General features: G+C 62.4%; 31 protein-coding genes. 13 read left to right on the forward strand and 18 right to left on the reverse strand.

Going from position 1 to position 25,359, the window contains the following annotated elements; translation table 11 throughout:
* The first annotated feature begins 16 nt into the window (after positions 1–16).
* The 4 genes from tatC (at position 17) to F7R90_RS17515 (ending at position 4,640) form a co-directional block, all read left to right on the forward strand.
* Positions 17–2,263: a twin-arginine translocase subunit TatC gene (gene tatC, locus F7R90_RS17500; RefSeq protein ID WP_158058677.1), complete on the forward strand. Its 2,247-nt coding sequence runs from the start codon at positions 17–19 to the stop codon at positions 2,261–2,263.
* A 622-nt stretch (positions 2,264–2,885) separates the two neighbouring features.
* Positions 2,886–3,059, forward strand: a complete 174-nt coding sequence (locus F7R90_RS17505) for a ribbon-helix-helix domain-containing protein (RefSeq protein ID WP_158058678.1) — start codon at positions 2,886–2,888, stop codon at positions 3,057–3,059.
* A complete protein-coding gene (locus tag F7R90_RS17510; protein WP_158058679.1) occupies positions 3,052–3,804 on the forward strand; it encodes a queuosine precursor transporter in 753 nt (250 codons plus the stop codon). Before F7R90_RS17505 ends, F7R90_RS17510 begins: the two co-directional genes overlap by 8 nt.
* A gap of 83 nt (positions 3,805–3,887) precedes the next feature.
* Positions 3,888–4,640: a DUF7537 family lipoprotein gene (locus F7R90_RS17515; RefSeq protein WP_158058680.1), complete on the forward strand. Its 753-nt coding sequence runs from the start codon at positions 3,888–3,890 to the stop codon at positions 4,638–4,640.
* A 137-nt stretch (positions 4,641–4,777) separates the two neighbouring features.
* On the opposite strand, the gene F7R90_RS17520 is transcribed toward F7R90_RS17515, so the two are convergent.
* The 6 genes from F7R90_RS17520 to F7R90_RS17545 all read right to left on the reverse strand — a co-directional run bounded on the left by F7R90_RS17520 (position 4,778) and on the right by F7R90_RS17545 (position 8,429).
* A complete protein-coding gene (locus F7R90_RS17520; protein WP_158058681.1) occupies positions 4,778–5,539 on the reverse strand; it encodes a 23S rRNA (uridine(2552)-2'-O)-methyltransferase in 762 nt (253 codons plus the stop codon).
* A gap of 74 nt (positions 5,540–5,613) precedes the next feature.
* Positions 5,614–6,690: a hypothetical protein gene (locus F7R90_RS17525; RefSeq protein WP_158058682.1), complete on the reverse strand. Its 1,077-nt coding sequence runs from the start codon at positions 6,688–6,690 to the stop codon at positions 5,614–5,616.
* Positions 6,691–7,122, reverse strand: coding sequence for a low molecular weight phosphatase family protein (locus tag F7R90_RS17530; protein WP_158058683.1), 432 nt, complete (start codon positions 7,120–7,122; stop codon positions 6,691–6,693).
* A complete protein-coding gene (locus F7R90_RS17535; protein WP_158058684.1) occupies positions 7,119–7,517 on the reverse strand; it encodes an ArsR/SmtB family transcription factor in 399 nt (132 codons plus the stop codon). The genes F7R90_RS17530 and F7R90_RS17535 overlap by 4 nt, the downstream gene beginning before the upstream one ends.
* 137 nt (positions 7,518–7,654) lie before the next feature.
* A complete protein-coding gene (locus F7R90_RS17540; RefSeq protein WP_158058685.1) occupies positions 7,655–7,993 on the reverse strand; it encodes a HalOD1 output domain-containing protein in 339 nt (112 codons plus the stop codon).
* Positions 7,986–8,429, reverse strand: coding sequence for a DUF7344 domain-containing protein (locus F7R90_RS17545; protein ID WP_158058686.1), 444 nt, complete (start codon positions 8,427–8,429; stop codon positions 7,986–7,988). Before F7R90_RS17545 ends, F7R90_RS17540 begins: the two co-directional genes overlap by 8 nt.
* Before the next feature lie 266 nt (positions 8,430–8,695).
* On the opposite strand from F7R90_RS17545, the gene F7R90_RS17550 reads away from it, so the two are divergent.
* The gene (locus tag F7R90_RS17550; protein WP_158058687.1) at positions 8,696–9,439 is read left to right on the forward strand and encodes a DNA polymerase sliding clamp; all 744 of its coding nucleotides are present in this window, start codon (positions 8,696–8,698) and stop codon (positions 9,437–9,439) included.
* A gap of 65 nt (positions 9,440–9,504) precedes the next feature.
* Here F7R90_RS17550 and F7R90_RS17555 read toward each other — a convergent pair whose 3' ends face one another.
* Complete coding sequence (locus tag F7R90_RS17555) at positions 9,505–10,092, reverse strand: DUF7474 family protein (protein ID WP_158058688.1); 588 nt, start codon at positions 10,090–10,092, stop codon at positions 9,505–9,507.
* Positions 10,093–10,654: 562 nt separating this feature from the next.
* On the opposite strand from F7R90_RS17555, the gene F7R90_RS17560 reads away from it, so the two are divergent.
* Entirely contained in the window at positions 10,655–11,164 is a 510-nt protein-coding gene (locus F7R90_RS17560; RefSeq protein WP_158058689.1) for a DUF367 family protein, read from the forward strand.
* On the opposite strand, the gene F7R90_RS17565 is transcribed toward F7R90_RS17560, so the two are convergent.
* The 3 genes from F7R90_RS17565 to F7R90_RS22345 form a co-directional block, all read right to left on the reverse strand.
* Positions 11,165–12,520: a right-handed parallel beta-helix repeat-containing protein gene (locus tag F7R90_RS17565; RefSeq protein ID WP_158058690.1), complete on the reverse strand. Its 1,356-nt coding sequence runs from the start codon at positions 12,518–12,520 to the stop codon at positions 11,165–11,167. It abuts the gene before it with no gap.
* Between the two features lie 61 nt (positions 12,521–12,581).
* On the reverse strand, positions 12,582–13,016 hold the full coding sequence (locus F7R90_RS17570; RefSeq protein WP_158058691.1) for a hypothetical protein: 435 nt from the start codon (positions 13,014–13,016) through the stop codon (positions 12,582–12,584).
* Between the two features lie 30 nt (positions 13,017–13,046).
* Positions 13,047–13,193: a hypothetical protein gene (locus tag F7R90_RS22345; RefSeq protein WP_192498354.1), complete on the reverse strand. Its 147-nt coding sequence runs from the start codon at positions 13,191–13,193 to the stop codon at positions 13,047–13,049.
* Between the two features lie 149 nt (positions 13,194–13,342).
* Between F7R90_RS22345 and F7R90_RS17575 the strand changes: the two genes are divergently transcribed.
* The gene (locus F7R90_RS17575; protein WP_158058692.1) at positions 13,343–13,492 is read left to right on the forward strand and encodes a 50S ribosomal protein L40e; all 150 of its coding nucleotides are present in this window, start codon (positions 13,343–13,345) and stop codon (positions 13,490–13,492) included.
* Positions 13,493–13,526: 34 nt separating this feature from the next.
* Here F7R90_RS17575 and F7R90_RS17580 read toward each other — a convergent pair whose 3' ends face one another.
* On the reverse strand, positions 13,527–14,069 hold the full coding sequence (locus F7R90_RS17580; protein ID WP_158058693.1) for a GNAT family N-acetyltransferase: 543 nt from the start codon (positions 14,067–14,069) through the stop codon (positions 13,527–13,529).
* 111 nt (positions 14,070–14,180) lie between these two features.
* Here F7R90_RS17580 and F7R90_RS17585 point away from each other — a divergent pair, with 111 nt between their 5' ends.
* Complete coding sequence (locus F7R90_RS17585; protein WP_158058694.1) at positions 14,181–14,687, forward strand: cupin domain-containing protein; 507 nt, start codon at positions 14,181–14,183, stop codon at positions 14,685–14,687.
* Positions 14,688–14,787: 100 nt separating this feature from the next.
* Positions 14,788–15,000 (forward strand): YgaP family membrane protein, encoded by a 213-nt coding sequence (locus F7R90_RS17590; protein WP_158058695.1) that lies wholly within the window; start codon positions 14,788–14,790, stop codon positions 14,998–15,000.
* Here the strand turns inward: F7R90_RS17590 and F7R90_RS17595 are convergent, their stop codons facing one another.
* On the reverse strand, positions 15,001–15,618 hold the full coding sequence (locus F7R90_RS17595) for an MBL fold metallo-hydrolase (protein ID WP_158058696.1): 618 nt from the start codon (positions 15,616–15,618) through the stop codon (positions 15,001–15,003).
* An 83-nt stretch (positions 15,619–15,701) separates the two neighbouring features.
* On the opposite strand from F7R90_RS17595, the gene F7R90_RS17600 reads away from it, so the two are divergent.
* A complete protein-coding gene (locus F7R90_RS17600; RefSeq protein WP_158058697.1) occupies positions 15,702–15,881 on the forward strand; it encodes a DUF5786 family protein in 180 nt (59 codons plus the stop codon).
* Positions 15,882–15,884: 3 nt separating this feature from the next.
* Positions 15,885–16,448, forward strand: a complete 564-nt coding sequence (locus tag F7R90_RS17605; RefSeq protein WP_158058698.1) for an endonuclease dU — start codon at positions 15,885–15,887, stop codon at positions 16,446–16,448.
* Here the strand turns inward: F7R90_RS17605 and F7R90_RS17610 are convergent, their stop codons facing one another.
* Entirely contained in the window at positions 16,449–16,640 is a 192-nt protein-coding gene (locus F7R90_RS17610) for a hypothetical protein (RefSeq protein WP_158058699.1), read from the reverse strand.
* Positions 16,641–16,764: 124 nt separating this feature from the next.
* Between F7R90_RS17610 and F7R90_RS17615 the strand changes: the two genes are divergently transcribed.
* Both F7R90_RS17615 and F7R90_RS17620 read left to right on the forward strand, forming a co-directional pair.
* Complete coding sequence (locus F7R90_RS17615; RefSeq protein WP_158058700.1) at positions 16,765–17,352, forward strand: uracil-DNA glycosylase; 588 nt, start codon at positions 16,765–16,767, stop codon at positions 17,350–17,352.
* 60 nt (positions 17,353–17,412) lie between these two features.
* A complete protein-coding gene (locus F7R90_RS17620; protein ID WP_158058701.1) occupies positions 17,413–17,637 on the forward strand; it encodes a hypothetical protein in 225 nt (74 codons plus the stop codon).
* 294 nt (positions 17,638–17,931) lie between these two features.
* Here the strand turns inward: F7R90_RS17620 and F7R90_RS17625 are convergent, their stop codons facing one another.
* The 5 genes from F7R90_RS17625 to F7R90_RS17645 all read right to left on the reverse strand — a co-directional run bounded on the left by F7R90_RS17625 (position 17,932) and on the right by F7R90_RS17645 (position 25,347).
* Positions 17,932–20,097, reverse strand: coding sequence for an outer membrane protein assembly factor BamB family protein (locus tag F7R90_RS17625; protein ID WP_158058702.1), 2,166 nt, complete (start codon positions 20,095–20,097; stop codon positions 17,932–17,934).
* Positions 20,098–20,172: 75 nt separating this feature from the next.
* Positions 20,173–21,171 (reverse strand): phosphonate ABC transporter, permease protein PhnE, encoded by a 999-nt coding sequence (gene phnE / locus F7R90_RS17630; protein WP_158058703.1) that lies wholly within the window; start codon positions 21,169–21,171, stop codon positions 20,173–20,175.
* Positions 21,168–21,947: a phosphonate ABC transporter ATP-binding protein gene (phnC, locus tag F7R90_RS17635; protein WP_158058704.1), complete on the reverse strand. Its 780-nt coding sequence runs from the start codon at positions 21,945–21,947 to the stop codon at positions 21,168–21,170. The genes phnE and phnC overlap by 4 nt, the downstream gene beginning before the upstream one ends.
* A gap of 41 nt (positions 21,948–21,988) precedes the next feature.
* The gene (locus F7R90_RS17640) at positions 21,989–23,011 is read right to left on the reverse strand and encodes a phosphate/phosphite/phosphonate ABC transporter substrate-binding protein (protein ID WP_158058705.1); all 1,023 of its coding nucleotides are present in this window, start codon (positions 23,009–23,011) and stop codon (positions 21,989–21,991) included.
* Between the two features lie 239 nt (positions 23,012–23,250).
* A complete protein-coding gene (locus tag F7R90_RS17645) occupies positions 23,251–25,347 on the reverse strand; it encodes a thermonuclease family protein (RefSeq protein WP_158058706.1) in 2,097 nt (698 codons plus the stop codon).
* Positions 25,348–25,359: the final 12 nt, after the last annotated feature.

Consider the following 25,359-nt stretch of genomic DNA (forward strand, 5'->3'; position numbering starts at 1 on the left):
CTACCCCTTCTAAGGAATGTCTGGAGGAAGTAGCATCGTCGACGAGGACACCGCTCGCGCCGTCAATAGCGGCCGTGAAACTGTCGGCGCGATGCTTTCGACGGCTCAGGACCACTTACGGAAAGTTTTCATCGTCTTCCTACTCGGTTTCTTGGGGTCGTTCTACGCACTGCGCATCGCTATCTGGCCGTTTCTCAAGGAAGTCACCCGGTCCCAGATGTCCGCAAGAATCGCGGGCGACGTGCAGTTCATCGCGGTGACTCCCTTCGACGTCATCCTCTTACAGGCGAAGATCGGGGCTATCTTCGGCATCATCATCGCGCTTCCAGTGCTTCTGTACTACGCACGCGACTCGTTCCGCCAACGCTCGTGGTACCCAGAACACGGCGTTCCGCTGTGGAAGCTCTTCTTGATAGGACTGCTCGGGTTCGCGCTCTTCTTCGGTGGCATCCTCTACGGCTACGGGGTCTTCTTCCCCATCATGTTCGACTTCCTCGCCGGAAACGCCATCAACGCGGGGCTCGAACCGAGGTACTCCATCGTCAAGTGGACGGAGTTCATCGCGTTCCTCTCGCTGTCGTTCGGACTCGCGGCCGAACTCCCGCTCGCTATGAGCGGTCTCGCGTACACGGGCATCGTCCCGTACGAGACGTTCCGCGACAAGTGGCGATACGCCGTCGTCGGTATCTTCGCCTTCGGCGCAATCGCGTCGCCGCCGGACCCGTTCACCCAAATCATGTGGGCTGCGCCGCTCGTCCTCTTGTACGCGTTTAGCCTCTATCTGACGAAGATAGTCGTCACGCTGAAGCGCGGTAGCGAGCGCCTGAGTTTCTTCGGCGTGATTCGTGACAACGGGATTCGAACCATCGGTTCCGCCGCGTTCGTCTTCCTCGCAGTTCGGATGTTCTTCGCGGAGTTCGGTCTCACGTACTTCAACACCTCTCTCCCGGCGAAGTGGCAACTCCTGCCCATCTCGGAGTGGACTGGAATGCCGCGAACGCAGTCCATCAACCTCGTCGCTGGCGGGTTCGCGTTCGTCGCCTTCGTCGTGGCGTTCCTCTACTACCTGACGCAGGCACTGAACGAGATTTCGGTCGAATCTGCCGCCCCCCCGACTGCGGGCGCTCCGGCCGACATCGACATCGAGACCCTCGACGCTGGCGCGGTTCGGGCCGCACCGCCCGAAGCGTTCACCGACATGACCGAGGAAGAAGCCGTCGGCCACGCTCGCGAAGCGATGGAGGCCGACGACGCCGCGAAGGCCCAAGCAATCCTCGACCGGTACGACGAACTCCACCCCGACGAGGACGAAGAGGCGGAGGGCGAAGCGGCAGGAGACGACGGTGAGGGTGGCGACGGCGAAGGCGGTGAGGGTGGCGAAGAGGCCACCTTCCCGCGGGAACCCGAGCGACCCGACCGCTCGGACAACGTCGTCCAGAGTACGGCCGCGGGCATGGCCGACGCCTTCACCGAGGACGAGACCACCGAGGACGACATCGGCGGGTGGTTCTACGACATCCGGTTCATCTTCGAGAGTCTCACCTCGAAGATGTTCCGCATCGTCGCGGTGTTCATGGCCGTCCTCGCCGGGACGTTCTACTTCCTCTACTCCGGCGGTATCGGTGACATCAAGGAGGATTTCCTCCAGCGACTGCCCGCAGCGGTGCGCCCCGAGACCGGTTCGTCCCAGCAGGTTCTGGACATCGTCACGCTTCACCCCGTCGAGGCGCTCGTCTTCGAGGTCAAGATTTCGACCCTACTCGGTGCGGTGGCGGTCCTCCCGCTCATCACCTACTACGCGTGGCCCGCGCTGAAGGAGCGCGGACTGGCGAGCGGCAACCGCAACGTGTTCGTCCTGTGGGCTGGGACGCTCACGGTCGGTCTCGTCGCCGGGAGCGCCATCGGCTACGCGTACGTCGCCCCGGAGATTATCTCTTATCTCGTCGCCGACGCTCGGCGGGCGGAGATGATTATCTCCTACCGGGTCAGCAACTTCTTCTGGCTCGTGTTCTTCACGACGGCGGGTATCGGCCTGCTCGCGGACATTCCGCTGTCGATGGTGCTGTTCGAACGCGGCGGCATCGTCTCGTTCGACGCCATGAAGGACCGCTGGCGCGAGGTCACCATCGCCGTCTTCGCCGTCGCCGGACTCGCCACGCCCGACAGCCTCTACACGATGTTCCTGCTCGCCATCCCGCTCTCGCTGGCGTACCTGCTCGGGTTGGGCATCCTGTGGGTGATTACGCTCGGCGGTAGGTGGTAGTTGGTTTGAGTAGGTGTTCTCCGTTTTTTCTGACTACTGAATTAGCGGCCACGGCGCACGCTGGCGTCATCACGACTCAGTCGTGATTGCTCGACGGACGCGGCTTGTCCGTCGGCGTCTTGGTGAGCGGAGCGAACCAAGGCTCGTCAGAGATTGCTCTGACGGCGCGGACCGCAGAGCGTGTCGCGCCAACTCCGTGCGAGGTCTTCGTGAACGGAGTGAACGAAGGCTGTCACGAGCGAAGCGAAGTGACGGTGGATGAGTAACGCAGGCCGTAGGCCGAGTAACGCAATCAGTTAGGGCGGTGTGTGGTTCTGCTGGTGCTGTGCGGAAGTCGCACCAGCACACAGAAGACGCGAGAAATCTGGCCGCTCAACGGCCAGATTTCTCCGCGTCCATTTTTTCATCGACGTTTTGCAGTGCCGAGGGACTACGTCCCTCGAACCATGCGAATAGCGCGGAACGACGTTCCGCGGACCGTGCGAGCGGCGAAGCCGCGAGCAGACGGCCTGCGGCCGTGAGCAGAGAGTGGTCGCAAAGCGCGGCGAAGCCGCGCACAGCCACCCGACGAGAAAAAAGGTGGTGTCGAACGATTTAAACGAACCGCAGATAATACTCCAGTATGAGCAAGATAAGCGTCGAAGTACCCGACGAACTTCTCGACGACTTGGACGGCCACGTCGGCGAGGACGGCAAGTTCGTCAACCGTAGCGAGGCCATCCGGGCCTCTGTGCGAAAGATGTTGGACGTACTGGACGAGATAGACGAGCGGCACGGACGACTCGAAGATGACTAGCGAGGCCCAACGGGCCTCGGACGCTCGCAAGGAAAGCCCGCGAGGACTCCCGACCAGTCGAATCGCGCTCGTCGCGCTGTTCGTCACCGCGCTCGTCACGGCCCAACTGACCGCATCGAAGCTGTTGATGTTCACCATCCCGTTCAGTCTGCCGTTCACGCAGGACGCGCTGGTCATGCCCGGCGCGGCACTGGCCTACGCGGTGACGTTTTTCGCCTCCGACTGCTACTCCGAACTGTACGGTCCAGACGAAGCCCGGAAGGTAGTCAACGTCGGCTTCGTGATGAACTTCGTCCTGCTCGCGCTCGTCTGGTCTACCATCGCAGCGCCCGCCGCACCGTTCAGTTCGGTGGACCCCGCAACTTTCCGCAACGTCCTCGGTGCGAGTACGAACATCGTCGTGGCCAGTCTGCTGGCCTACGTCGTCAGCCAGAACTGGGACGTGGTCGTCTTCCACAGAATTCGAGAAGCGACCGACGGCGACCACCTCTGGGCGCGAAACGTCGGTTCGACGGCGACGAGCCAACTGCTGGACACGCTCATTTTCGTCAGCGTCGGCTTCGCCGTGATGCCCGCGCTCCGGGGCGGCGACCCCACGGGGACGAACGCCCTGCTCGGCCTCATCGTCGGCCAGTACATTCTGAAACTCCTCATCGCACTCGCCGACACGCCGTTCGTCTACGCCGTCGTCGGCTACCTCCGCTCGCAGGGCCACGCCGCGGCGTCGCCGCAGTTCGCAGACTGACTGTCGCACCGCCGTACGTGGCGGAGTGACATCCGAGGCTGGGTCCGATACCTCTTTCCTGCTCGCCTCTCACGGTTCCACGTATGCGAAAGAATGCCCTCCTACTGCTCGCCGTCGGCTGTCTCGTCGCCCTCGCGGGCTGTTCGGGCGCGCTGACGGGCGGCACGGACAACGAGATGACGTACCCAGACGGCGTCTCCGAGAATGGGACGAACGTCTCGAAACTCACCCAGAGCCACGACGCCGTCCTGAACGGTAGTAGCTTCACACTCCGACTGAACACGACGACGAACACGTCGATGGGGAACCAGTCGCTCGCGCTGGACGCGAAAGTCGGCCAGAATCGCGACCAAGTGCTAGTGAACGTCTCCGGCGGCGGCCGGAACGTCACGTCGTACCAGACCGCCGAGAAGCGCTACACGAGACTTTCGATGGGCGGTCAGACCGTCTACCGCGCCGACGACCGGACGCCGCAGGGCCAGCAGTTCGTGACGGGGTCGTACTCGGGGTCGATGTACGTGGACCAGTTCGCGCAGAACGCCAACTTCACGCCGAACGGCACGACGCAGTTCAACGGCGAGACGGTCGTCGTCCTCGAAGCGGACGGCAGTAACGTGAGCGACCCGCAAAGCGCGAACCTCACCGACTACGAAGCGACGATGCTCGTAGACGAACAGGGCGTCGTCCGCAAGTTCGACGCGACCGTTCGAACCGAGGCGAACGGCGCGTACAACCGCGTCTCGCTCACGATGACGATTTCGAACGTCAACGAGACGAGCGTACCGGAACCGAACTGGCTCGACGAGGCGCGCAATCAGTCGAACTCGGACGCCTGAATCTCTCTGCGGAGAGTCGGCACGCTGAACTGTCAGCTTCACCGGGAAAAATCGTTTTTCTTGTGTCACTCTCTCCCAGAGCCGTGCGAAAGTTAGTCGGCGTCGGTGCGAGACTCTGAGATAAAAAGAAGTCCTACTCAGTCCAGTCGCTCGGCGAACCCGTAGTTCGGCTTCACGTCCGTCACTTTCACTTCGACGGTGTCGCCCTGCTCGACGCCGGAGACGAACAGCGTGTAACCATCGACCTTCGCCACGCCGTCGCCTTCGCTACCGATGTCTTCGATTTCGACTTCGACGGTGTCGCCTTCTCGAAGCGGCGAGGTGAGTCGCCCCTTGGCGACGAGGTAGAGTTCCGAGGATTCGTCGCGGGAGGCGTCCGGCCCCATCGTGCGGACGTACTCGAACTCGTCTTCGATGTCTTCGCGGAGGCCCGGAAGGTCCTGTCCTTCGAACACCTTCACGGCGAAGTCACCGCCAGCGTCCAACACGTCGGTGGCCGTCTCGAACGCCTGTCGAGCGAGGTAAATCGAGCGAGCGTGGTCGAGGTTGTACTCGCCGGTCATGTTCGGGGCCATGTCGGAGACCACGACATCGACGCCCTCGCCAGCGATTTCTCGCACTTCGTCTTTCGTCTCTTCCTCGGTCATGTCTCCCCGAACGGTCTCGACGTTGTCCAGCGGGTCGATTCGCTGGAGGTCAACGCCGATGACGGTGCCGGACTCGCCGACTTCTTGGGCGGCAACTTGGAGCCAGCCGCCGGGGGCCGCACCGAGGTCCACGACGGTCTTGCCCTCGCCGAGGAGGTTCTCCTCGCGGTCCAACTGTTTGAGTTTGTAGGCGGCCCGAGAGCGGTAGCCCTCCTGCTTGGCCTTGTTGTAGTAGTGGTCTTTTCGCGCCATACTGATTCGTTGGCGGAGAATAGCGGTTCGAGCGGTTTACCCGCTTCGGGTCGGAACTCGTGGCGTCTGAGTTCCTACGGCAACGGCACCCACGCTGAAGTTGGGAACACTCCCACTATCGCCAGCAAGCCGATAAGAAGCGACGTGAGGACGATGCTCGCCGCGGGTGGGTCGAGGTGGGTGTCCGCGTGTGCGTAGAAGACGCGCTGGCTGACTTCGCCCAACAGCGCGCCGACTGCACCGAAGACGGCACCGAGTACGACTGCTTCGCCGAGCGAGAGCGTGGCGGCGACAGCGGAGGGTCTCATCATCCCGTAAGGTGGATTAACCATCGCCAGCACGGCCGTACTCGCGGGGAGTGTCATGTGATGCGTGACGGGAATCTCGGGCGTGCCAGCGTTGATATAGATTAGCGCGACGACGCTGATGCCGAACGCGAGGAACGCGCTCGCGGTCAGGTAAGCGACGTAGCCGCCCAGAATTCCCATCACGAGACCGAGAACGAGGACGTTCGACCAGTGGTACTGGTGGGGGAGCCACGGTTCGACTGGGAGTCCGGCGTTCGTCTTCGCTCCGCCGTCCGTCTCTACTTTGCCACCGTCTGTCCCGACGCCCGTCCCGCGCTCGAACGGCGTCATGTCGAACAGTTTCCCCGGCGCGGCACCGATGATGCTGTAGCCGAACACTGCCCGGTGGGCGAGTGCGGAGACCACCACGCCGAGCGCGACGGGGTCGGTCGGAATTCTGAGGGTCCCCGACAGCGTGGCGACCCAGTAGCCCAGAATGCCGAAGAGGCCCCCAACAGCCAACACGTCTGGCTTACTCCCGAGGCCGCGAGCCACGTCCTTCGCCGGGTGGAACTCCGAGTCGATGTCGAGATAGCCCCGCTTGACTGCGTAGGCGAGCGCGGCGGCCCCACCGCCGAAGGCGACGTGGGGTCCGAGAACGACGCCGAACGCGACGTTGCCGGTGATGTCGATGGCCGGGAGTGCCGTTTCGGTCGTCTTTCTGACTAGCGCGTACAGTTCCCCCACGATGACCATCAGGCCACAGAGCGTGAAGGAGGGAAGCGCGCCCACGGCGGCCCCGAACGCACCACCGGCGAACGCCGCCAGAAGCATCTCCACTGCCCACAGTTCCGAAACGGCCATTCAGGTCTCGGCCTCGATTTCGTCGAACAGCGCGACGACGCGCTCCTCGATTTCGTCTCGAATCTCGCGCACTCGCTCGGGGGCCTGTCCGTCCGGGTCGGCAAGCGCCCAGTCGCGTACGTCCACGCCAGCGGAGATGTCGAGTTCGAGCGTCGAACAGCCCATGGTGGCGACGTAGTCACACGACTCCAACTCCTCGGTCGTGATTTCCTTCGGCGTCCGGTCCGAGAGGTCGAAGCCTTCCTCGGCCATGATTTCGACCACTTCGTCGTGGACGTGGTCGGCGGGATGGGTCCCGCCGGTCAGAATCTCGATTTCGTCTTCGAGTCCGCGTCGTTCGCGCTCGCACTCCGCGAACGCGGTGGACATCTGGCTTCTTCCGGCGTTCTGTACACACATGAACGCGACTCTCGTCTTCGTATTTCCGGTCATTCGTCGTCACCCCGCGTCGCGTCTAACGCGGCGACCAGTTTCTCGGCGCGTGTCGTCGTGCTGTAGTAGCGCCACGTGCCGTCCTTCCGGCGGGAGACGAGGCTTGCGTCGGTCAAGTCCGAGAGTGCGTGACTGACTGCGCTTTCGCTCACGTCGAGCAGTGGCGTAAACTCACAGACGCAGAGTTCCTCGTCCGCCGTCGCGAGCAGTCGGACGATGCTGTAGCGGGTGTCGTTGCCGAGCGTCTTCAGCGCGCCGAGGTCCGACTCGTAGTCGTCGGGGACGCCCGCAGTTAGTTCGTTTAGGTCGTCCAGTCGCTCTTCTACGTCGGTGTCACAGCACTCGCCGACTTCGTCCGCGATGAGGCGGCGGAGTCTGGTGTTCGCTTCGCTCATGACTGAACGTTTGAGCAAGTGTTCATATGAACGTTTCGAGGTTCGATTCGACTGGTAAAGTCGATTTCAGATATTGGCACAGAAATCGGCAGTGTCGGCGGGGACGGTCCTACGCGAGTAGGGGGAAACGTGAACTACTACGCTTCGCTCACTAGCACCCACCCGTCGCTCTGGACGGTGATGTGGTAGTCGTCGTAGTCGAACTCGACGGAACTGTCTTGCCGACGCTGTTCGGTCCGTCGCGGACCGAACAGCGATTCTTCGAGTGCCGAGGCGTCGATGCTGTCGTACAGAAGTGGCGACTTGAGTTCGGTCGGGTCAATTCCTCTCGCTTCCGCGACGGCGAAGACGATGGTCGTCGTGAGGTCGTGCTTCTCTTCGGGGTCGTAGCGATGCTGGGCGAGTAAGCGCTGTTCGATCTCGCCAGTACCGCCGTTCTCCGTTCGCTCGGGAGAACCGTCCGGCGCGTTACTCATTGTACTCACCCCGTGCGTGCGACTCTTGACGGGAATCGAAACTCGCGCCAGCACCTTCCAGAACGGCCAGCACCTGCTCGGCGTTCGGTCCCGGTCGGATGGTCTCCTCGTCGCTGTCGAATCGAAGAACCCGGTCGTCTACGAGTTTCGGGACGTGAGAGTGGTAGAGCGAGACGTAGAGGCGACTCTGTTCTTCCTGCCCGACGCTCTCTTCGGGCACGTCGTTCTCCCACCCGGCGAGTTTCGTGGCGAGTTCGCTGAGCGACCAATTCGTGTCCTCTTGGAGCGTGTACAGCAGGTACCGCCGCCGCGGGTGTGCCAGTGCCTCGAACACGTGGTCGAGTTCGAGAACCGACTCAGGGATGTTTCGCTTCCTGAGTTCGTTCGCTACGGATACGTCCTCCTCGCATTCGTCCCCGCTATCACTACGTTCCATGTACTAGTGGATGTCACACGGGTCAAAAAGGCTATGTATATTCACCCCCCCCTGACAAGAAACGGTGTCCTCACGCGAGTACCGCTGTTCTATGTCGCTTCGGACTCGATCGACGGCGGGTCCGGAGTTCATTCGCTCGGTAATTCAACTCCACTGTCCGATCTCAGCCCACGTTCCTCGTTTCGTCACACGTCGTCCGTCGTCCTCCCACGCACGCGCGCCCGAACGGGGACTTTTTATGGTGGGGGTTCGTAGCTGACGCCAAGATGTTTAAGGCAATCGTGAGTGCCGACACGCTCAAGGACACTATCGACTCTGTGAGCGTGCTGGTGGACGAGTGCAAAATCCACCTCGAAGAAGATGGCCTCGCTATTCGTGCTGTAGACCCCGCGAACGTCGGGATGGTTGACCTCGAACTCGACGCGTCTGCGTTCGAGTCCTACGAGGCAGACGGTGGCATCATCGGCGTCAACCTCGACCGACTGGACGATATCGCTGGCATGGCCAGCGGCGACCAGCCGGTTCAGTTGGAACTGGACGAAGAGACCCGCAAACTCCACATCCAAATCGACGGGCTGGAGTACACGCTCGCGCTCATCGACCCCGACTCCATCCGCCAAGAGCCGGACATTCCGGACCTCGACCTCCCCGCCGAAATCGTCGTCGAGGGCAAGGACATCGACCGCTCGGTCAAGGCCGCCGACATGGTCAGCGACCACATCGCGCTGGCGGTCAACTCCGACGACGAGACGTTCGTCGTGGAAGCGGAGGGTGACACGGACGACGTGCGCCTCGAACTCGATCGCGAGGACCTCATCGACCTGACGCCGGGCGAGGCGCGCTCGCTGTTCAGCCTCGACTATCTCAAGGACATGAACAAGGCCATCCCGTCGAACGCCGAAGTGACGATCGAACTCGGCGAGGAGTTCCCCGCGAAACTCCACTTCGACATCGCAGAAGGCATGGGCGAGGTTACGTTCATGCTCGCGCCGCGGATTCAGAGCGACTAACTACTCGGTTCTTCTCGTTGCGGTTTTTCGCGCTGTAGAACAGTCTTCTTCAGAAACGGCGTTCCCTACAGATTCCGGTCGATAATCGCCTTCGCGGCTTCGGCCTTCTCCTTCCAGCCGTAGCCTGCCTCGTAGACGTGGCGCTTGCGATTGACCAACTCTTGTGGCGAGGCCTCTTCGAAGCCCCCGCGTTGCCACGTCCCGGTGTCGTGAAGCCACTCCACGACGCGCTCTCTGGTCTCGTTCCACGAGAGGCCGACCATCTCGTACCACGCAATCATGGCGAAGACGGCGTTGTCGTGGGCACCGGGAACCGACCCCTTGTTGGCGACGGTCTTGATTGGCTCGACCGTCGGGTCGGTGACGTGTTCCTTGTACTGTTCGGCAGTCAATAGTTCGAGTTGCCCGTCGTTCTCTACGACGCGCTGTTCGCGTTCGAGGCGTTCGAGGGCGGCCTGATGCACTGCGTCCCACCCGCCGTGGACCGCCTCCCGGAGCGAGTCAGTTCCGAGTGGACTCCCAGTTAGTACGGCGACGATGTCGGTGTAGGCCTTCTCGATGTCGGCCCACGACTCGCCCTCGAATCGACAGTCGGGCCCGTGGAGGTTGCTCGTCGTCCGGCAGCCGGGACAGGGGTACTCGAACCGCGGCACAACTCACGTCTTCTCCTGGGTGGTACATAGAATGCGTGGGTTCGGGTTGGAAGAGACAATCGTTGAGTATGTTCTGTTTTCGAGATCATCGTCGTCACAGCGACAGCCTCGAAAGCTCCACCTGCTCGCGGTCGTTGTGAACGGAGGGTATCAATAGGATGGAGAATGCTTCGAAAGCCCCCGAGTGGTGGACTCGCGCGGAACACTCTGCGCGCCTCGACTTCGCCTGCGGTGCTTGAGGTTCCGGGCTTCGTCCACCACTCGGCCCCTTTCAGTCCACCCAAACACCGCATCACGACAGCCACACCCTCCCCAACCGACTCGCTTCGCTCGTCCCTCGCACGGGGTTGGTGCGAGATAAACTCGCACCAGCGCGCGCCGGGCCGTGGGTTCACAATCGAAACAGCCGATTGACTAATCCACAGGGAGGGACTGAAAGGGCCGGGGCTTTCGAGGAGGTCTCAGCTGTTGTTCCGGTACGTTCTCCGCTCTTTCAACCCTCTCCAACACCTCAAGTTCAGCAACGAGCGACTTTTCACCGGCAACAATCTACGACTCACTAGTGAAGCTGCACGTTCGGTACGAGGGCGACGACGACCCCAAGAAGTGTACGGCCCGCAAACTCGCACGCTTCGACCTCACCGAGCTACATCGCTCCGCTCGCGCCACGCCGTACGGCATCGTCCTCAACCCGCACGCAGAGCAGGCGCTCTCGCCCGCCGACCGCGCCGAGACGGACACGCTCGTCGCGCTCGACTGTTCGTGGGAGACCGCCGAGCAGGCCCTGTTCGAGATGCCCGGCGTCCACCGTGCGCTGCCGTTTCTCGTCGCGGCGAATCCAGTCAACTACGGCAAGCCGTTCCAACTGAACACCGTCGAGGCGTTCGCGGGCGCACTGGTGATTCTGGGCGAGCGCGACCACGCCGAGCGGATTCTCTCGAAGTTCAACTGGGGCGAGACGTTCCTCGAACTGAACGCCGAACCGCTCCGACGCTACGCCGACTGCGAGGACTCCACGGAAGTCGTCGCAGTTCAGCAGGAGTATCTGGACGCGGGCGAGGACACAGACTAACTACGCGGTCGATTCGTTTCCGACTTCTTCGCCAGTCTCCGCCAACCCTTCCCCGACCAGTGCGATGCCCGTCTCGTTCAGGTCGTCGAAGGTCGCCGTGGCGACGTTCGCTTCCACGTCGAGGTCGGTCTCGACTCGCGTCCAGTTGCCGTCGTCGGCACGGTAGAACGCCAGCGTCGGCTCCAAGGCGCTCGCCCGAACCACGTCGGCGTTCCGGTACCGACTCGTCAGCGTCAACGTTCCACTGGCCTCAGTAGCGTCGGCGAGGAGTGTACCGCCGACGGTCTGGCGCTCCGTCGGCAACGGCGGCAGTACCGACTCACCGTTGTCACTCGACGCTACTTCTGCACCACGCAGTGCCACGTCTGTGGCTTCGAACGACAGTCGTCGTTCGGTCGCCTCGCTGTCCTCGCTCGCACCGATTCGAACCCGACGACCGACCGCCCGAGAGGCGCCGGTGGCGTACACTGCCCACTCGGAGTTGTTCCGGAGCGTCGAACGCGAGAGTCGCGCGGCGGACCCGCTGAGGTAGACGCCCGCTGGAACTTCCGCGGTGGTCACCGCCGTCGTGTTCGTGACGGACAAATTGCGGAGTCGAGCGCGCTGACTAGAGAAGAGTGCGACTCCGGCGAAGACGTTGCCTTCGAGACGGCTATCGGCCACGGTCACGCGGTCCGATTGGAAGACGCCGACGCCCGTAAGGTCGTTCCCGCTCGCCGCCGTCGCGTTCACGACTACGTCGTCCGAGCGGAGGATTCGGACCCCTTCGCCGTTCCTCGTCGATTCGGTGTCGGTCACAGAACTCCGCGGCGAGTCGAAGACGTAAACGCCGATGCCGTTGCGTCTGGCCGTCACGTCGGCAATCGTCGCGTTCTCCGACCCGAGTGCGACGACGCCGTCACCGAGGTTTCCCCTGGCGGTGACGTTCCGAGCGACGGCATCCCGGACTCGGACGAAGCCCACTCCGGCACCCCATCCGGTCGCGGTGAGGTTCTCGACGGTGACGTTCCGCAGTAGCTCGGTCGTTCCGACGAGGACGCCCGGCGCGGGGTAGCGTCTCTCGCCGTCGAGCGTGTGGCCCCGTCCGTCGAGGACGACGTTGCTCGCCTGAATCGAGATGCAAGCCGAGAGGTCGTCGGTGAGGTTGGTCGTGTCGCGTCCCGGAACGAAGTCGTTCGCGAGGACGTACGTTCCGGGTCGCGTGATGGTCGTGCAGGACCTGAGTTCTATCGGTTGGGCGCTCGCGTTCGTCTCGGCAGTCGGAGTCTCGTTCGCGCTTCCACTCGCTGGAATCGCAGAGCCGAACGCGGCCAGCACGAGAACGACGACGAAGAATGCGGTGGGTCTCTCGGACATGGCGCATCATCGACGGATTCTTACTTATGAGTTGTCCAGAGAATTTGAAACCCTACTCGCTTCAAGCCCACTTCGCGCCCGGGCATCCGTCGGGGATGACGGCACTGGCGACGACGCTACTGCCGAGGAGGACCTGCACCTCTACGAAGACGATTTCGTCGTCGTACGGTTCCGTGACGGTTCCCACCAGCGGTCCGAGACTCGCCCGCGACCGTTGTCCGCTGACGGAATCGACGTAGTGGACGACGAGCGCGTACTGATGGTCTCCGGGGACGAAGACGCGCACGAAGTCGCAGGCGAAGGTCACGTTCGCGAACGTCGTGTTGACGACCGAGACGGTCGAGTTTTCGGGTGTCGTCGTCTGTGTCGTCGTATTAGCTCCGGCGCCGTTCTCGGTCTCATTCGACGTGATGCTGCCGATTCCGACCCCGAACGCGGCGCTCCCGACGACGACCAGCGAGAGCACGAGCGCGACCAGCGAGACGGAGTCGGTCACGGGCGACCCACGACGCCCGTTCGGTTACGTCTATTCGCCGCGGAGTGAGGTGTCGGCGCGCTGGGAATTGCCGTCCGGTGAAATCTCGCAGGTCTCGAAGAACGCCGCCAGCGTCGTCTGCTCCGGACAATCGGTGAGCGAGGCGTGGCGTGGTCGCAGGTCCGTCCCCTCGGTCACGACGACGACGCCTGCTGGCTCTGTCTAGGTGTACGCCGCGCGCTACCAAGGATTTTCGGGGAAACAGGGCGGTTCGACTTGCTCCTCCACTCGTTGACACCCGAACCGACTCGGTAAGGTTTAAACGCGACGACGGCCAACCGACCGGTATGGCCAGCTTTGAGGAAGCAGAAGCGCGAACGCTCGAAAAGATGATCTGCATGCGATGTAACGCTCGCAACCCGAAGAACGCCGACAACTGCCGCAAGTGCGGCTACAGCAAGCTTCGCCCGAAGAGCAAGGAACCGCGCAACGCCTAAGCGACCTCGCTTTTCAGATTCTCCTCCTCGATAGCTACTGCGCTGTGCTCTCCCACTCGTCTTCGAGGACGGCGTAGAACTCCACGTCAACGTACTCACCGTCTACGAACTCCGCCTCCTCGTGGGTCGCTTCGTGGCGGAACCCGAGCTTTTCCCAGATTCGCGCGGACCCGACGTTTCCCTCGAAGACGCGCGCCACGACGCGATGGTATCGACGTTCGCGGAACGCGAACTCCGTGAGGAGGCGACTGGCCTCGGTGCCGTAGCCCTCGCCCCAGAACTCCTCGGCGAGGAAGACACCGATTTCGACGGCGACGCCGTTCGAGTCTTTCGGTTCGAGCCCCATCGAGCCTATGGCCTCGCCGTCTCGGCAGACGAGGAGTTCCACGCCGTCGCCATCTCCAGACGCTTTCTCTTCGAACCACTCGCGTTCTTGCTCGCCATTGATTGGCGACCGATTTCCTATCGTCCGCCGAACGTTCGGGTCGTTGATGGTTTTTTGCAAGAAGTCGAGGTCTTCTGCTTCGATAGTCCGGAGTTCGATGGTGTCGCTTTCGAGAAAGACGGGACCGGGCATACCGCTCGCTACTCGAACCGACTCGAAAAGCGTTCGTGAGCAGTGGTAGCACTGCTCGCATACTACGAGGGTCAGCCGTAGCTTCTTACGCCAGTACGCCGAACGACTACTATGGATGCTGACAAAAAAGGCTCGCGCGTCGTCTCCGAGGACGACTGCGAGTGGCGGACCACCGAACGCGGCGACCACGAGTTCCACCGGGCGCAACTCGGTGCGGCCGCTGGCGGCGAACAGTTGGGCTGTAGCCTCTACGAGGTACCACCCGGCAAGGAGATGTGGCCATACCACTTCCACACCGGAAACGAGGAGGCTGTCTACGTTCTCGCGGGCGAGGGCGTCCTGCGGACGCCCGACGGAGAAGAGACCATCGAGGCTGGCGACTACGCCGCCTTCGCGGCCAGCGAAGAGGGTGCCCACGCGATTCGCAACGACGGCGAGGAGACGCTTCGCCTGCTGATGATTTCGACCATGAACGACCCCGACGTGGCAAAGTACCCCGACTCGGGCAAGCTTGGCGTCTTCGCGGGGACACCGCCCGGCGGCGATTCGAGCGAACGCGTCGCCTGGGGCTACTTCGACGAAGACAGCGACGTTGACTACTGGAAAGACGAGGAATAGGGACGGGGTGAGGAATAGTGAGGTGGAAAAGTAGTATCGACTCGAATACAAAAACCCGGTTCAGCGAGCCTTTAACTGCTGTCGTGACAGAGTTCCAACTATGGACTTCGACCCGAACATGAGCGAAACGTCTCGAATCGTCCGCGGCGTCGCCGGAATCTGGCTGTTCGCTGCGGCGTTCAGCGCGTATCGGGCCCGCAGGCGTACGGTCGCGCTCACCGCCGCAATCGCGGGGAGCGGCCTGCTGTTCAACGCGTGGACCAAGTTCTGTGGCTGTAACGCGGCACTCGGCATCGACAACTCCGGGGAGTAATCATCCGTCAGGATACTTCGGTTCCCGCCGCTCGGCGCGTTCTAAGGCACGCTTGACGACTTCCTGCACGTTCCCGTGGAAGGGGTCGCCGTGTCCGGCGTACATGTGTTCGACCGTCGGCGACAGGCGCTCCAGAATCTCTCGAATGCTCTCTATCTCGCGCTCGCGGGACTGACCCTGCATATCGGTCCGGCCGAAACTCCCGTCGTCGAACGCGCCGTCGTTGTGGACCACTACGTCGCCGCTGAAGATGGTCGTCTCGCTCAGGAACGCGAGATGGTCGTCGGCGTGTCCCGGCGAGTAGACGGCTTCGAACGTCTCGTCACCGATTTCGAGCGTGTCCCCGTCTTCGAGCGCGTGGGTTCGGCGCGAGTGGTCGTCGTACGCGTAGCAGTCGCAGTCGAAGGCGTCGAGGACGGAGTCGAGTTCCGCGACGTGGTCACCGTGCTGGTGGGTCAGAACGACCGCGTCGAGACTCTCGTCTTCGAGGTGGTCCTCGATTTCCCCGACGACGCCCGACATGGCTCCGGCATCGACCAGCACGTTCCGTGCTCCCGTGGACAGATAGGCGTTGCAGGTGAACGTCTCCGCGTCGGCGGTGACGTTGTAGACGGACATGGCGAGATGTTTTATCTCACCCCTCAAAGTACTGATGGACGGCGCGGGACTTTAGTGGCTAAAGGGCATAGTAATTAATGACCATGGGATTTGGGAGCTACGATGAGTCCGAACAGGACAACAACGACTACGACGCCGACCTCGACGACGAGAACGGTGTAAACACAGAAGAGAACTCCCACGAAGGCAAAGTCGACTTCGAAATTGGGGCGTCGAACGACGAACTCCTCGACCGCCTCCAGGACATCAAGGACAACAACTGACACGTGAAGTCCGGCGTCCGTGCGCTCGGTGTCGCCGAGTCGTATCGCGGCGACGATAGTACCCTCGCCGGTGCCGTCGTCCGAGCGAGTCGTGTCGTTGACGGACTCGCCTACGAGACGTGTACCGTCGGGGGTACCGACGCAACCGACGCCATCGTCCAGCTTTTTCACGCGCTGAATCGTGAAGACGTTCGCTACCTCCTACTGGCGGGTATCGCGCTCTCGTGGTACAACGTCGTGGACTTGCGCCGACTCCACGAGGAACTCGGCCACCCCGTTATCTCGGTGACGTTCGAGGAGAGTCCGGGTCTCGACGCCGCTCTCGAAGCCGAGTTCGAAGGCGAGGACCTCGAAACGCGCCGCGAGACGCTTCACGCCCAACCGCCCCGTGAGCGACTGGTAGTCAACGACCAGACCGTCTTCGTCCGCGCAGTCGGCATCGAAGACTCCGAGGCCCGCGACGTGGTTCGCGGGTTCACGCCGGAAGGCGGTCGTCCGGAACCGCTGCGCGTCGCCCGCTTCGCCGCGAGAGCGGGCGACGAGTTGCGGCGAAATACGAAGCAGTAGTCACGCTCCCGCCGCCTTCGCTCGCTCGCGCTCCAGTCGCTTTCGCTCGCTCGCGTTCTTTCGGTACACGTCGTAAACGACTGCCCCGGTAATCGCCATCCCTGCGCCGACGACCAACACGTCGCTGGTTCGGAACCCCTCGCTTCTTTCGCGGTCGTTCTCCTCGTCGGAGCGTCGGTTCGTAGAGATCATCCTATCGCGGACAGACCACCACCGCGTCGGGCAAAGTAATTTCGACTGGCGACACGCTCGGCTTCCGCTCCTGCGATTCGGCGCATGCAACAACTGTTAGTAGGCCCCCGCCGTGGTCCCGCGCATGGAGAACATGGACGGTTTGGCGGTGACGGAGTGTACCCGCTGTCCCGACCTCGTGGAGTGCCGGAGCCGAATCGTCAACGGCACCGGCCCGGAAGACGCGGACGTGTTGTTCGTTGGCGAGGGCCCCGGCGAACAGGAGGACCAGCAGGGCGAACCGTTCGTCGGCCGAAGCGGGTCGATTCTGGACGAGAAACTTCGGAACCGCGGCCTCTCGCGTGCGGACGTTCGTATTACGAACTGCGTACGCTGTCGCCCGCCGGAGAACCGCGACCCGACGAAGGAGGAACTCGAAAACTGTCGCGGCTATTTAGAGCGAGAAATCGAACTAGTGGACCCCGAAGTCATCATTACGCTCGGTAAGGTCCCGAGTCAGCATCTCCTCGACCGCGACGTAGCGGTGACGAAGGAAGCGGGCCAGATAGAGCGTGTGGAACTCGGCGGTGCGTCCCGGAGCGTCCTCATCTGCGTCCACCCGGCGGCCACGCTGTACGACCGAAGTCAAGAGGAGACGCTCGACGCCGCACTCGACAAGGCCGCGACGATGGCCGGTGGGTCGAGCGGTCAGTCGCAACTCGGCGACTTCTAAACCATTTATTCCATATTTATAACACTAATAACTAAGGCGTCTGCGTTCTCTTGGCAGTGTGTGTCACTCCCAACTCCCGTGTTCGGCACTGCCATCTCTCCGGTCGTCGTCGCCTCGACGCTGTTCGTCTCCTTCTCGCTCGCACTGCTCGTCTACCTCGACGCAAAACGGAGACGGGCGAATCGGTACTCGCTCGCGCCGTTGGCGTGGGGCGCGACGACGTTCTTCGCCGGTCTCGGCGGCCCGCTGGTCGCGCTCTGCTACGCGATAGTGCAACTGCGCTAGAGTGGCCGTTCCGATTCGAGATTCCTGCGGAATCTCGCTACTCGCGGGTCGCGTTGCGAGAGTTCGCAGAACTCTCGCGGCTCTCGCTCGTTTTTTCGAGATTCGGTCGGCAGGGCCGACCGAATCTCGCTTGTTCCGCGACTTCGTCGGAAGACTCGCTTCGCTGGCCTTCCGAGCCTGCGTTCATTCTGTTCACGCAGACGTCGCTCCATTCCGAGGTTTCGGCGGCGAACGCCGAAACCTCGCTATCTCCACGGCTTCGCCGTTCCGATTCGAGATTCCTGCGGAATCTCGCTACCGCTCCAACGCGGCCCACCGAAACAGGTCGTCGAACTTTAGCGCCGACTCGTGGCGGTCTTCGGGGTCGGCCGCCAACCCGGTCATCAACACGTCGTCAACTTCCGAGGGGAGCGCCGGGTTCAGCGCACTCGGCAACGTTGGCTCCGCAGTTGGCACGACCCCCGTGAGCAGATGATAGCCGAGCGCGGCGAGTCGGTACACGTCCGTCTGCGGGGTCTGTTCGTCCGGTTGCTCCGGCGCGGCGTACCCTGCTGGCGACTCAACCACCGAATCGGAGAGGAACCACCCGCCGACGCGGGCGTTCTCGCCGCGGCCGGGAGACGGTAGGAAGACGCTGGCAGGCGAGAGAGTCCCGTGGACGACTCCCTCGTCGTGGGCGGCGTGGAGCGTCCGCGCGGCGGCCGAGACGGCTTCGACTCGCTGGACTGCGGCCACCGGCCAGCAATCGGCCAGCGACCCACCTTCGGCGTAGGGCGTCTCGAACCACGGCCGTGGGTCGGTGCCATACTCTTGAATCGGCAACACGCCGCTCACGTCGAGGTCGGCCCAGCGTTCGACTCCCTCGGCAAACTCGGCCGCCGTCTGCTCGTCTGCGCGCTCGGTCAGTTGCGTCTCCGCGACGACGGCCGTGCCGTCTGCCGTCTGGACGCGCTTGCGATACGTCTCGGTCAGCGGTCCCGTCCCGAGTCGGCCGAGACGGCCCAACTCTACGTCGGGTCGGGCGGCGCGCTGTTTGCGGCGATAGCCCGCGGCGAGGACGCCGACACCAGCCAGACCCAACACGGCGAGTCCGGGACCAGAGGTGGCGGCCCCGAAGAGCGTCGCGACGGGAGCGGTGACGAGCGGCGACGGCCTATCGACGGCGTACAGCGTGCCGCTTTCGGTTCCGAAGAAGAGGTCCCCGCCTTCGATTTCGGTCCAGTAGACTCGCTCGTCGAGTTGGTACGTCCACCGTTCGTTTCCGCTGTTCGCGTCGAGTCCATAGACTGCCTGCTCGCCGAGCGCGTAGACGATGCCGTCTGAGATGCCGCCCCAGTAGTCGTGGAAGCGCGTGTCCGTCGTCCACTCCCAGCGTTTGGCCCCAGAGTCGGCGTCCACGGCGTAGAGTTGCTCGCCGACACCGGTGTAGACTGTGCCGTCTTCGACCGTCACCACAGCAGGCGCGTGCCCTCGCTCTTCCTCCGGAACGCTGGTCCCCTTCCACGGGTCGAACGTCCACCGTCTCGCCCCGGTTCTGGCGTTGAGCGCGAGCAACTTCTGTCCCCAGACGAAGACGGTTCCGTCGGTCACCGCTCCGCGGAACTGGTGGATAGTTAGCGACTCGAACGTCTTTCGCCATCGTTCGGCCCCCGACCTGGCCTCCAAGGCAACGAGCGCGTTCTGGACCCAGACGTACAGCGCGTCCCCCTGTCGTTCGAGTATGCGTGGCCGGTCTTGGCCGACTGTCGCGCGCCACTGCTCGCTCCCGTCCGACGTGTTGACGGCGATGACGTTCCGATCACCGCCGGCGTAAAGTACTCCGTTCTCGACGTGTCGAGCGATCAGCGGCGACCCGTTCTCTCCGCCGTACGGCTGTTTCCACTCCGTTTCGCCGTCGCTCACGTCGAGCGCGTGCAGAATTACCTCCGAGTCGGGACCTTCTTCGAGCGCGGTGACGAAGACGCGCCCGTCGGCAATCAGTGGATTCCCCGCTCTGTAGTTCTCCTGTTCGAACGTCCACCGCTTCTCGCCGGTCGTCACGTCGAACGCTTGTACTCGCTGTTGGGTCTGAAGTAACACTGCGCCATCTACGAGTTCTGGAAGTGACGGATACTCCCGAAACTCGTGTCGCCACTGAACGGACTTGTCGGCTTTCGAGAGTCCGACTAAGTCGAACCGTGGTCGATTGGCCGTGGCGTCGTCGTTTTCTTCTTGCTCGTGTCGTGGCCGCCGAACGATAGTGACGACTGTCCCGTCGGCGACGACTGTCGGATAGATGGTCGTCTCTTCGCCGCCGGAGAACTGCCACTTGACGTGGTGACGACTCTCGATTCCGGGGAGGGAGAACGCGGGAGAAGCAGGACCGTCTTCGGACCCGGTGGCAGGCCCAACCGAACTCGTGCCACCGACTCCGGCCAAACCACCGAGAAACGAGCGGCGGTCCAACTCGGGGCGATTCATTGGGCAAACGTCAGTACTCTGCGCTCTTCAGCGTTCGGGTCCGAGAGAAAAGACAGGGGAAGAGAACGGCGAGAACTACTTCTTGCCGGTGTTCGTGCCGAGCCACTTGTTCGGGTTGGCGAGGTCACGAATCGCGTCGAGGAGCGACTTGCTCTCGTGTTCGCCCGGGCGGAGTCGCGCTCGGATGCGCGAGGAGATGAGTTCCACGGAGATGACGATGACGAACACCATCGTGATACCCGCGGCAGCCTTCGGATACTTGAACAGCGCTTGGCGCAGTTTGATGTACTGGCCGATACCACCGGCACCGACGACGCCGAGGCTGATGGCGAGTCGGGTGTTGATTTCGAGGATGTAGAGCGTCCACGCGACGTAGGAGGTCGAGACCTGACTCAGCATCCCGAAGCCGATGACCTGCGGTTGGGACGCGCCAGTCGAGCGAATCGCCTCGATAGGTCCATCATCGATTTCTTCGAGTTCGTCCGTGAACAGTCGGCCGAGGTTCCCGATCGTGTCCGTCGAGATGGCCAGAACTGCGCTCACCGGGGAGATACCGGCCATCGGGACGTAGATGAGAATCCAGACGAGCGCCGGGATGGCGCGAATCGCACTCATCACGCCGCGGAAGATGAAGTTGAACGGGAACGGCGTGACGCGTTCGGAACCGAGGACACCGAAGACGAGTGCGAGCGGGAAGCCCAGCACCGTACCGGTGAAACCGAGGATGACAGTTACCATCGACAGGCGGATGAGCGACGAACTATCCGACGTCAGACTGTCGATGATGGGCGCGCCGAAGTTCCGGAAACTCGCCGAAACCGCCTTGAGTCCCGTGATGTCGTTGTTGCTCGTGTAGACCGTGAAGTCCACGAAGTTCGGCGGGAAGAAGCTCTTGACGAACTCGACTTCCTCCGGAAGTTGGGCCAGAAGCTCGCTCAGTTCGAAGCCGATGAACTCCAGTCCGAGGTACGCCGCACCCATGATGACAGCGACGATACCGAGTCCGAACAGTTGGCGGATTCGGCGGCGTCGTTCGAGTACGTCGAGCGTTTCGGAGATGGCGGAGTTGCTCACTCGCCGTCACCTCCGTTGGTCGTGTTCGCCAAGCGCGCGGCTTCGCCTTCGTCCGTGGACTCGCCGTAGTAAATCTGGTCCACAACGTCCATCGTGAGGTCTTCGCGCTTGCCGTCGAAGATGAGTTCGCCGTCTCGAACGCCGAGGAATCGGTCGCCGAACTCGCGGGCGATGTTCACTTGGTGGAGACTGGCGATGGTCGTCAATTCGCGCTCTTTCGCCGCTTGCTTCATGTATCGCATCACGTCTTTGGCCGCCTTCGGGTCGAGACTGGACACTGGTTCGTCGGCGAGCAACAGGTCGGGTTGCTGGACGAGCGCGCGGGCGATGCCGACGCGCTGTTTCTGCCCACCACTCATCGAACCCGCACGCTGGCCCGCTTCGTCGAGCAGTCCGACGGTGTCGAGCGCTTCCAGCGCCGCGTGCTTGTCCTCCTCGTCGTGCATGGTCAGCACGCTTTGGGGGATGTTCGTCCGAGAGAGCGCTCCCGTGAGCGCGTTCTGGAACGCGCTCAGACTCTCGATGAGGTAGTGCATCTGGAAGACCATCCCCACCTCGCTGCGCTCGCCGCGGACGGGTCTGTCGTTGATGATGACCTCACCCTCGGTCGGTTGGGTCAGTCCGTTGAGAATCCGCAGCATAGTCGATTTCCCTGCGCCTGACGGTCCCAAGAGAACAACGAACTCGCCCTTCGGAATCTCGAAGTCGATGTCCCGAAGCGCGACCGTGTCTCCCCCGTATACTTTGGTAACGTTTTCGAGTGAGACTGCTGTCATCGATAAAGAGACGAGGTTTCGCGTTTATGTATCTATATATTCTACTTGTCTTTGAAGATGTCCTGCCCGACGCCGAGTTCGTTGGCGACGTCGATGACACCCTGGTACTGATCGACGCCAGCCTCTCGAACCGCGTTGAACCAGAGGTCGTCGTCGGTGCCTTTCTCGCCGTCCTCACCGTAGTAGATCTTGTCCGGTGCGCCGGTGAAGGCGTCGGTGATTGCCTGCTTCTCCTTGTCGGAGAGTTGCGGGCTGACCACGATTGGTGCTCGCGGGAGACCCTCCTGCGTGTGGATGGTCTTCGCGTTTGCCTCGTAATCCTCCGCGATGCCGGGGATGAAGCCACCGAAGCCAGCGGCGTCAACCTGACCGGCCTTCAGTGCTGCGTAGGACTTCTCGTGGCCGCCCGTGAAGTTCGGCTCGAAGTCAGCGTCGCCGCCCGCGCCTTCCGGCAGGTTGCCGACGCTGAGACCGCCTTCGGTCTTCAGGTTGTACAGCGGGTAGAGCGCGCCGCTGGCCGAGAGTCGGTCGGCGAACGCGACCGTCTTGCCTTTCAGGTCGCTGAGCTTCGAGATGTCGCTGTCCTTCGGGACCGCGATGAGACTCTTGTACGTCCACGAGCCGTATCCTTTCCGTTGGAGGATGATTTCGGCTTTGTCGGACTTGACGCCGAGTGCGGCCGCGAACGGGCCAGTCTCTGCCACGTCTGAGGTACCCGAACTCAGCGCTTCGATGACCGCGCTGTAGTCGTTCGCCAACTGCATCGTGGCCGGGAGGCCGAGTTTGTCCGAGAGGTGGTTCTTGATAGGCTTGTACTGCGCCTGCAGGGACTCCTGTGCGACGCTCGGCGAGACGTTCATGTTGACCTCGCCGTTCTGGAAGTCCATCTCGCTCTGGGTCGTCGTGTCGCCGCCAGAGGTCGTTCCGTCGCCCGAGGTGGTCGAATCGTCCTCGGTCGTTCCGTCGGAGCCACTTCCGTCGCCGCCCATGCAACCGGAGAGTGCCGTGAGACCAACTACACTTACCGCGCCCGTCGATTTGAGGAATTCACGTCGGTTTTCCATGACCGAATCACGTAATGCATTAGACAGGCTCCCGTTAAGTCTTCCTATTCTTTCTATATTTCTCTACATCTTTACTGTATATCTATACTGACACTGTTTACCGCAGACACTGTGGTAGAAAGACTCAGGGAAACGAATACGGAATCTGGTGGACGAACGTACGAAAAATATTGGACATGCACCCACTGCGGTTTCACACCGGCCAGTTCCTTCCCGTAGGCCGGATTGGATTCTCCAGCTTAGCTGTACGAACTCCAGAGCGAGAAGTCCGTCGTGTTGAGGTTCGACGTGAACAACTGCTCGGGGTCGCCGATGTTGTTGCTGTCGTCCAACACACGGTCGGCGTTGAGACGGAGGTCAGAGCCGAGCGCACTGGCGAGGTCGTTGAGGTTGCTCCGGGTGTCCGGTGCAATCTTCCCCCAGCCAGCACCCATCAGGACGACTGCGCCGCCGTTGCTCACGAAGTTGTTCAGTGCGTCCACCTCGCTCGTCGTATAACACGAGCGCGGCGAGGTGACGATGACGGCACGGCCCGTCGAAAGTGCGTTCTGACCGGACCCGTCGAGGCTGTTGACCTGCTCGAACGCGATGTCTTGGCCTTCGAGGTACCGCTGGTAGTTGACGGCGTCCTCGTTCGACAGCGAGTAGGACTCGTTGAACTGGCCGTGGCCCCCCTCGATGAGAATCTGGCCGGACTTGCTCGACAGCGAGTCGATGAGGTTCGTCAGGAACGTCTCGTGTTCGTAGCTAGCTGCGTCGCTGTGGTAGCCTTCGTCGATTGGGAGACCGCCGACTAGCGCGGTGCGGTTGGCCGAATCGACGCCGACGAGCGGAATCTGACTGTAATCGACGCCGCCTTCGAGATCCTGATACGCCGTACTCTCGGCGAACACCGGCACGCGCGAGGCGGAAATCGCACCGCCGGTGGTGCGGACGCTGGAAGTGTCCGGACAGAAGACTTCCTCGACCGCTCGGTCACGCACTTCCGAGGAGTTGCTGGGGTCGCTCTGTTGCCAGACGCGGCGGTTTGCGGCTTGGGCGTCGTTCTCGGCGGCCCAGAACTCGTCGTGCTTCGAGAGGTTCGACCCGTAGACGCGAGCGTACCCTTTTTGGAGGACGTCTTTGTTGTACAGCGTGTCGATGGTACCGTCGCCGTCTTGGTCGTAGTAGACGTACGCCAGCAGGCGACCGAACGGGTCCCACACGTCTTCGGCAGGGTCGAGTTCGATTTCGACCGTCGCACCGGAGAGCTCCTGTGTCGCGTAGTCCGCGGCGTTCTCGCCCCAGTCGGCGAGATACTTGTCGTCCTCGATGCCCTCGAAGCCCTGGGGTTCCTCGTACTTGCCGTTCTTCTTCGTCTCGGGCGAGTCGAAGCCGAGCGTCCGAACCTCTGCGGTCGAACCGTCGGAGAACTCGATGTCCACCGTGTCGCCGTCAGTCACGTCGGTGACGGTCGCCTGATAGCGGACGCCAGCGTCGAGACCGATGCCGGAACGGTCGGCGAACAGACCGAAGTTGTTCGCGTTGAACTCCCCGGAGAGGATGTCGTAGTTGTTCCCGCCGACGTTGCTACCGTCGTCGTTGATGTCGTCGTCGTTGAACCGGTAAGCGAGACCGAGTTCTGCGGCGAGGTCGTTGAGGTACTGCGTCCCGTCGTTGTTGTTGTAGTCCGATTGGTCGTGCAGGAACAGTGCGCCGCCGTTGCTCACGAAGTTGGCGAGGTCGCTGAGTTCCGAACTGGTGAACGCTTGGCCGGGCGAGGTGATGACCGCGGCGTCTGCGTTCGAGAGGTCGCTGGTCAACGACGTGGTGGCGTCGACCGTGTAGCCGTTGTTCTCCGCGTAGTTCTCGAACTTCGAAACCTTGTCCAGAGTGTAGTACTGGCCGTGGCCCTCGTCCCAGAGGACGGTGCCGGAGCCACCCATCTCTGCGTCCCACGCGTTGAGGACGAACTCCTCGTTGCCGTAGTCGTAGTTTATCTGGCTGTCTTCGAGCATGATGGCGCCGAAGCCGTACACGCCACTATCGACCGAGACGAGCGGAATCGGCGTGTCGCTGTCGTAGCTGTAGGCGTCGCCGTTGCCGTCGTCGTCGGTGTTCGTGGCGCTCGGTTCGGCCCAGACCGCGACGACTGAGGGGTCGGTCAGTGCCCCGTAGTCCGGGTCTACCTGGCTGGCCGAGGAGTAGAACTCCACTTTCGGATGCGTATCGACGCCGCTGCAAGCAGAGCCAGCGGCCGCGCTCGCAGTCGTGACGAATCTATCTGTGCCTTCGACGGCCGCCGCGCTGGTAGCAGTCGAGGCCGCGACGAGTTTGAGGAAGGTACGTCGTTGCATGACGTGATTCTT

Origin of the sequence: Halorussus halophilus (assembly GCF_008831545.1) — an archaeon.
GTDB classification, from domain to species: domain Archaea; phylum Halobacteriota; class Halobacteria; order Halobacteriales; family Haladaptataceae; genus Halorussus; species Halorussus halophilus.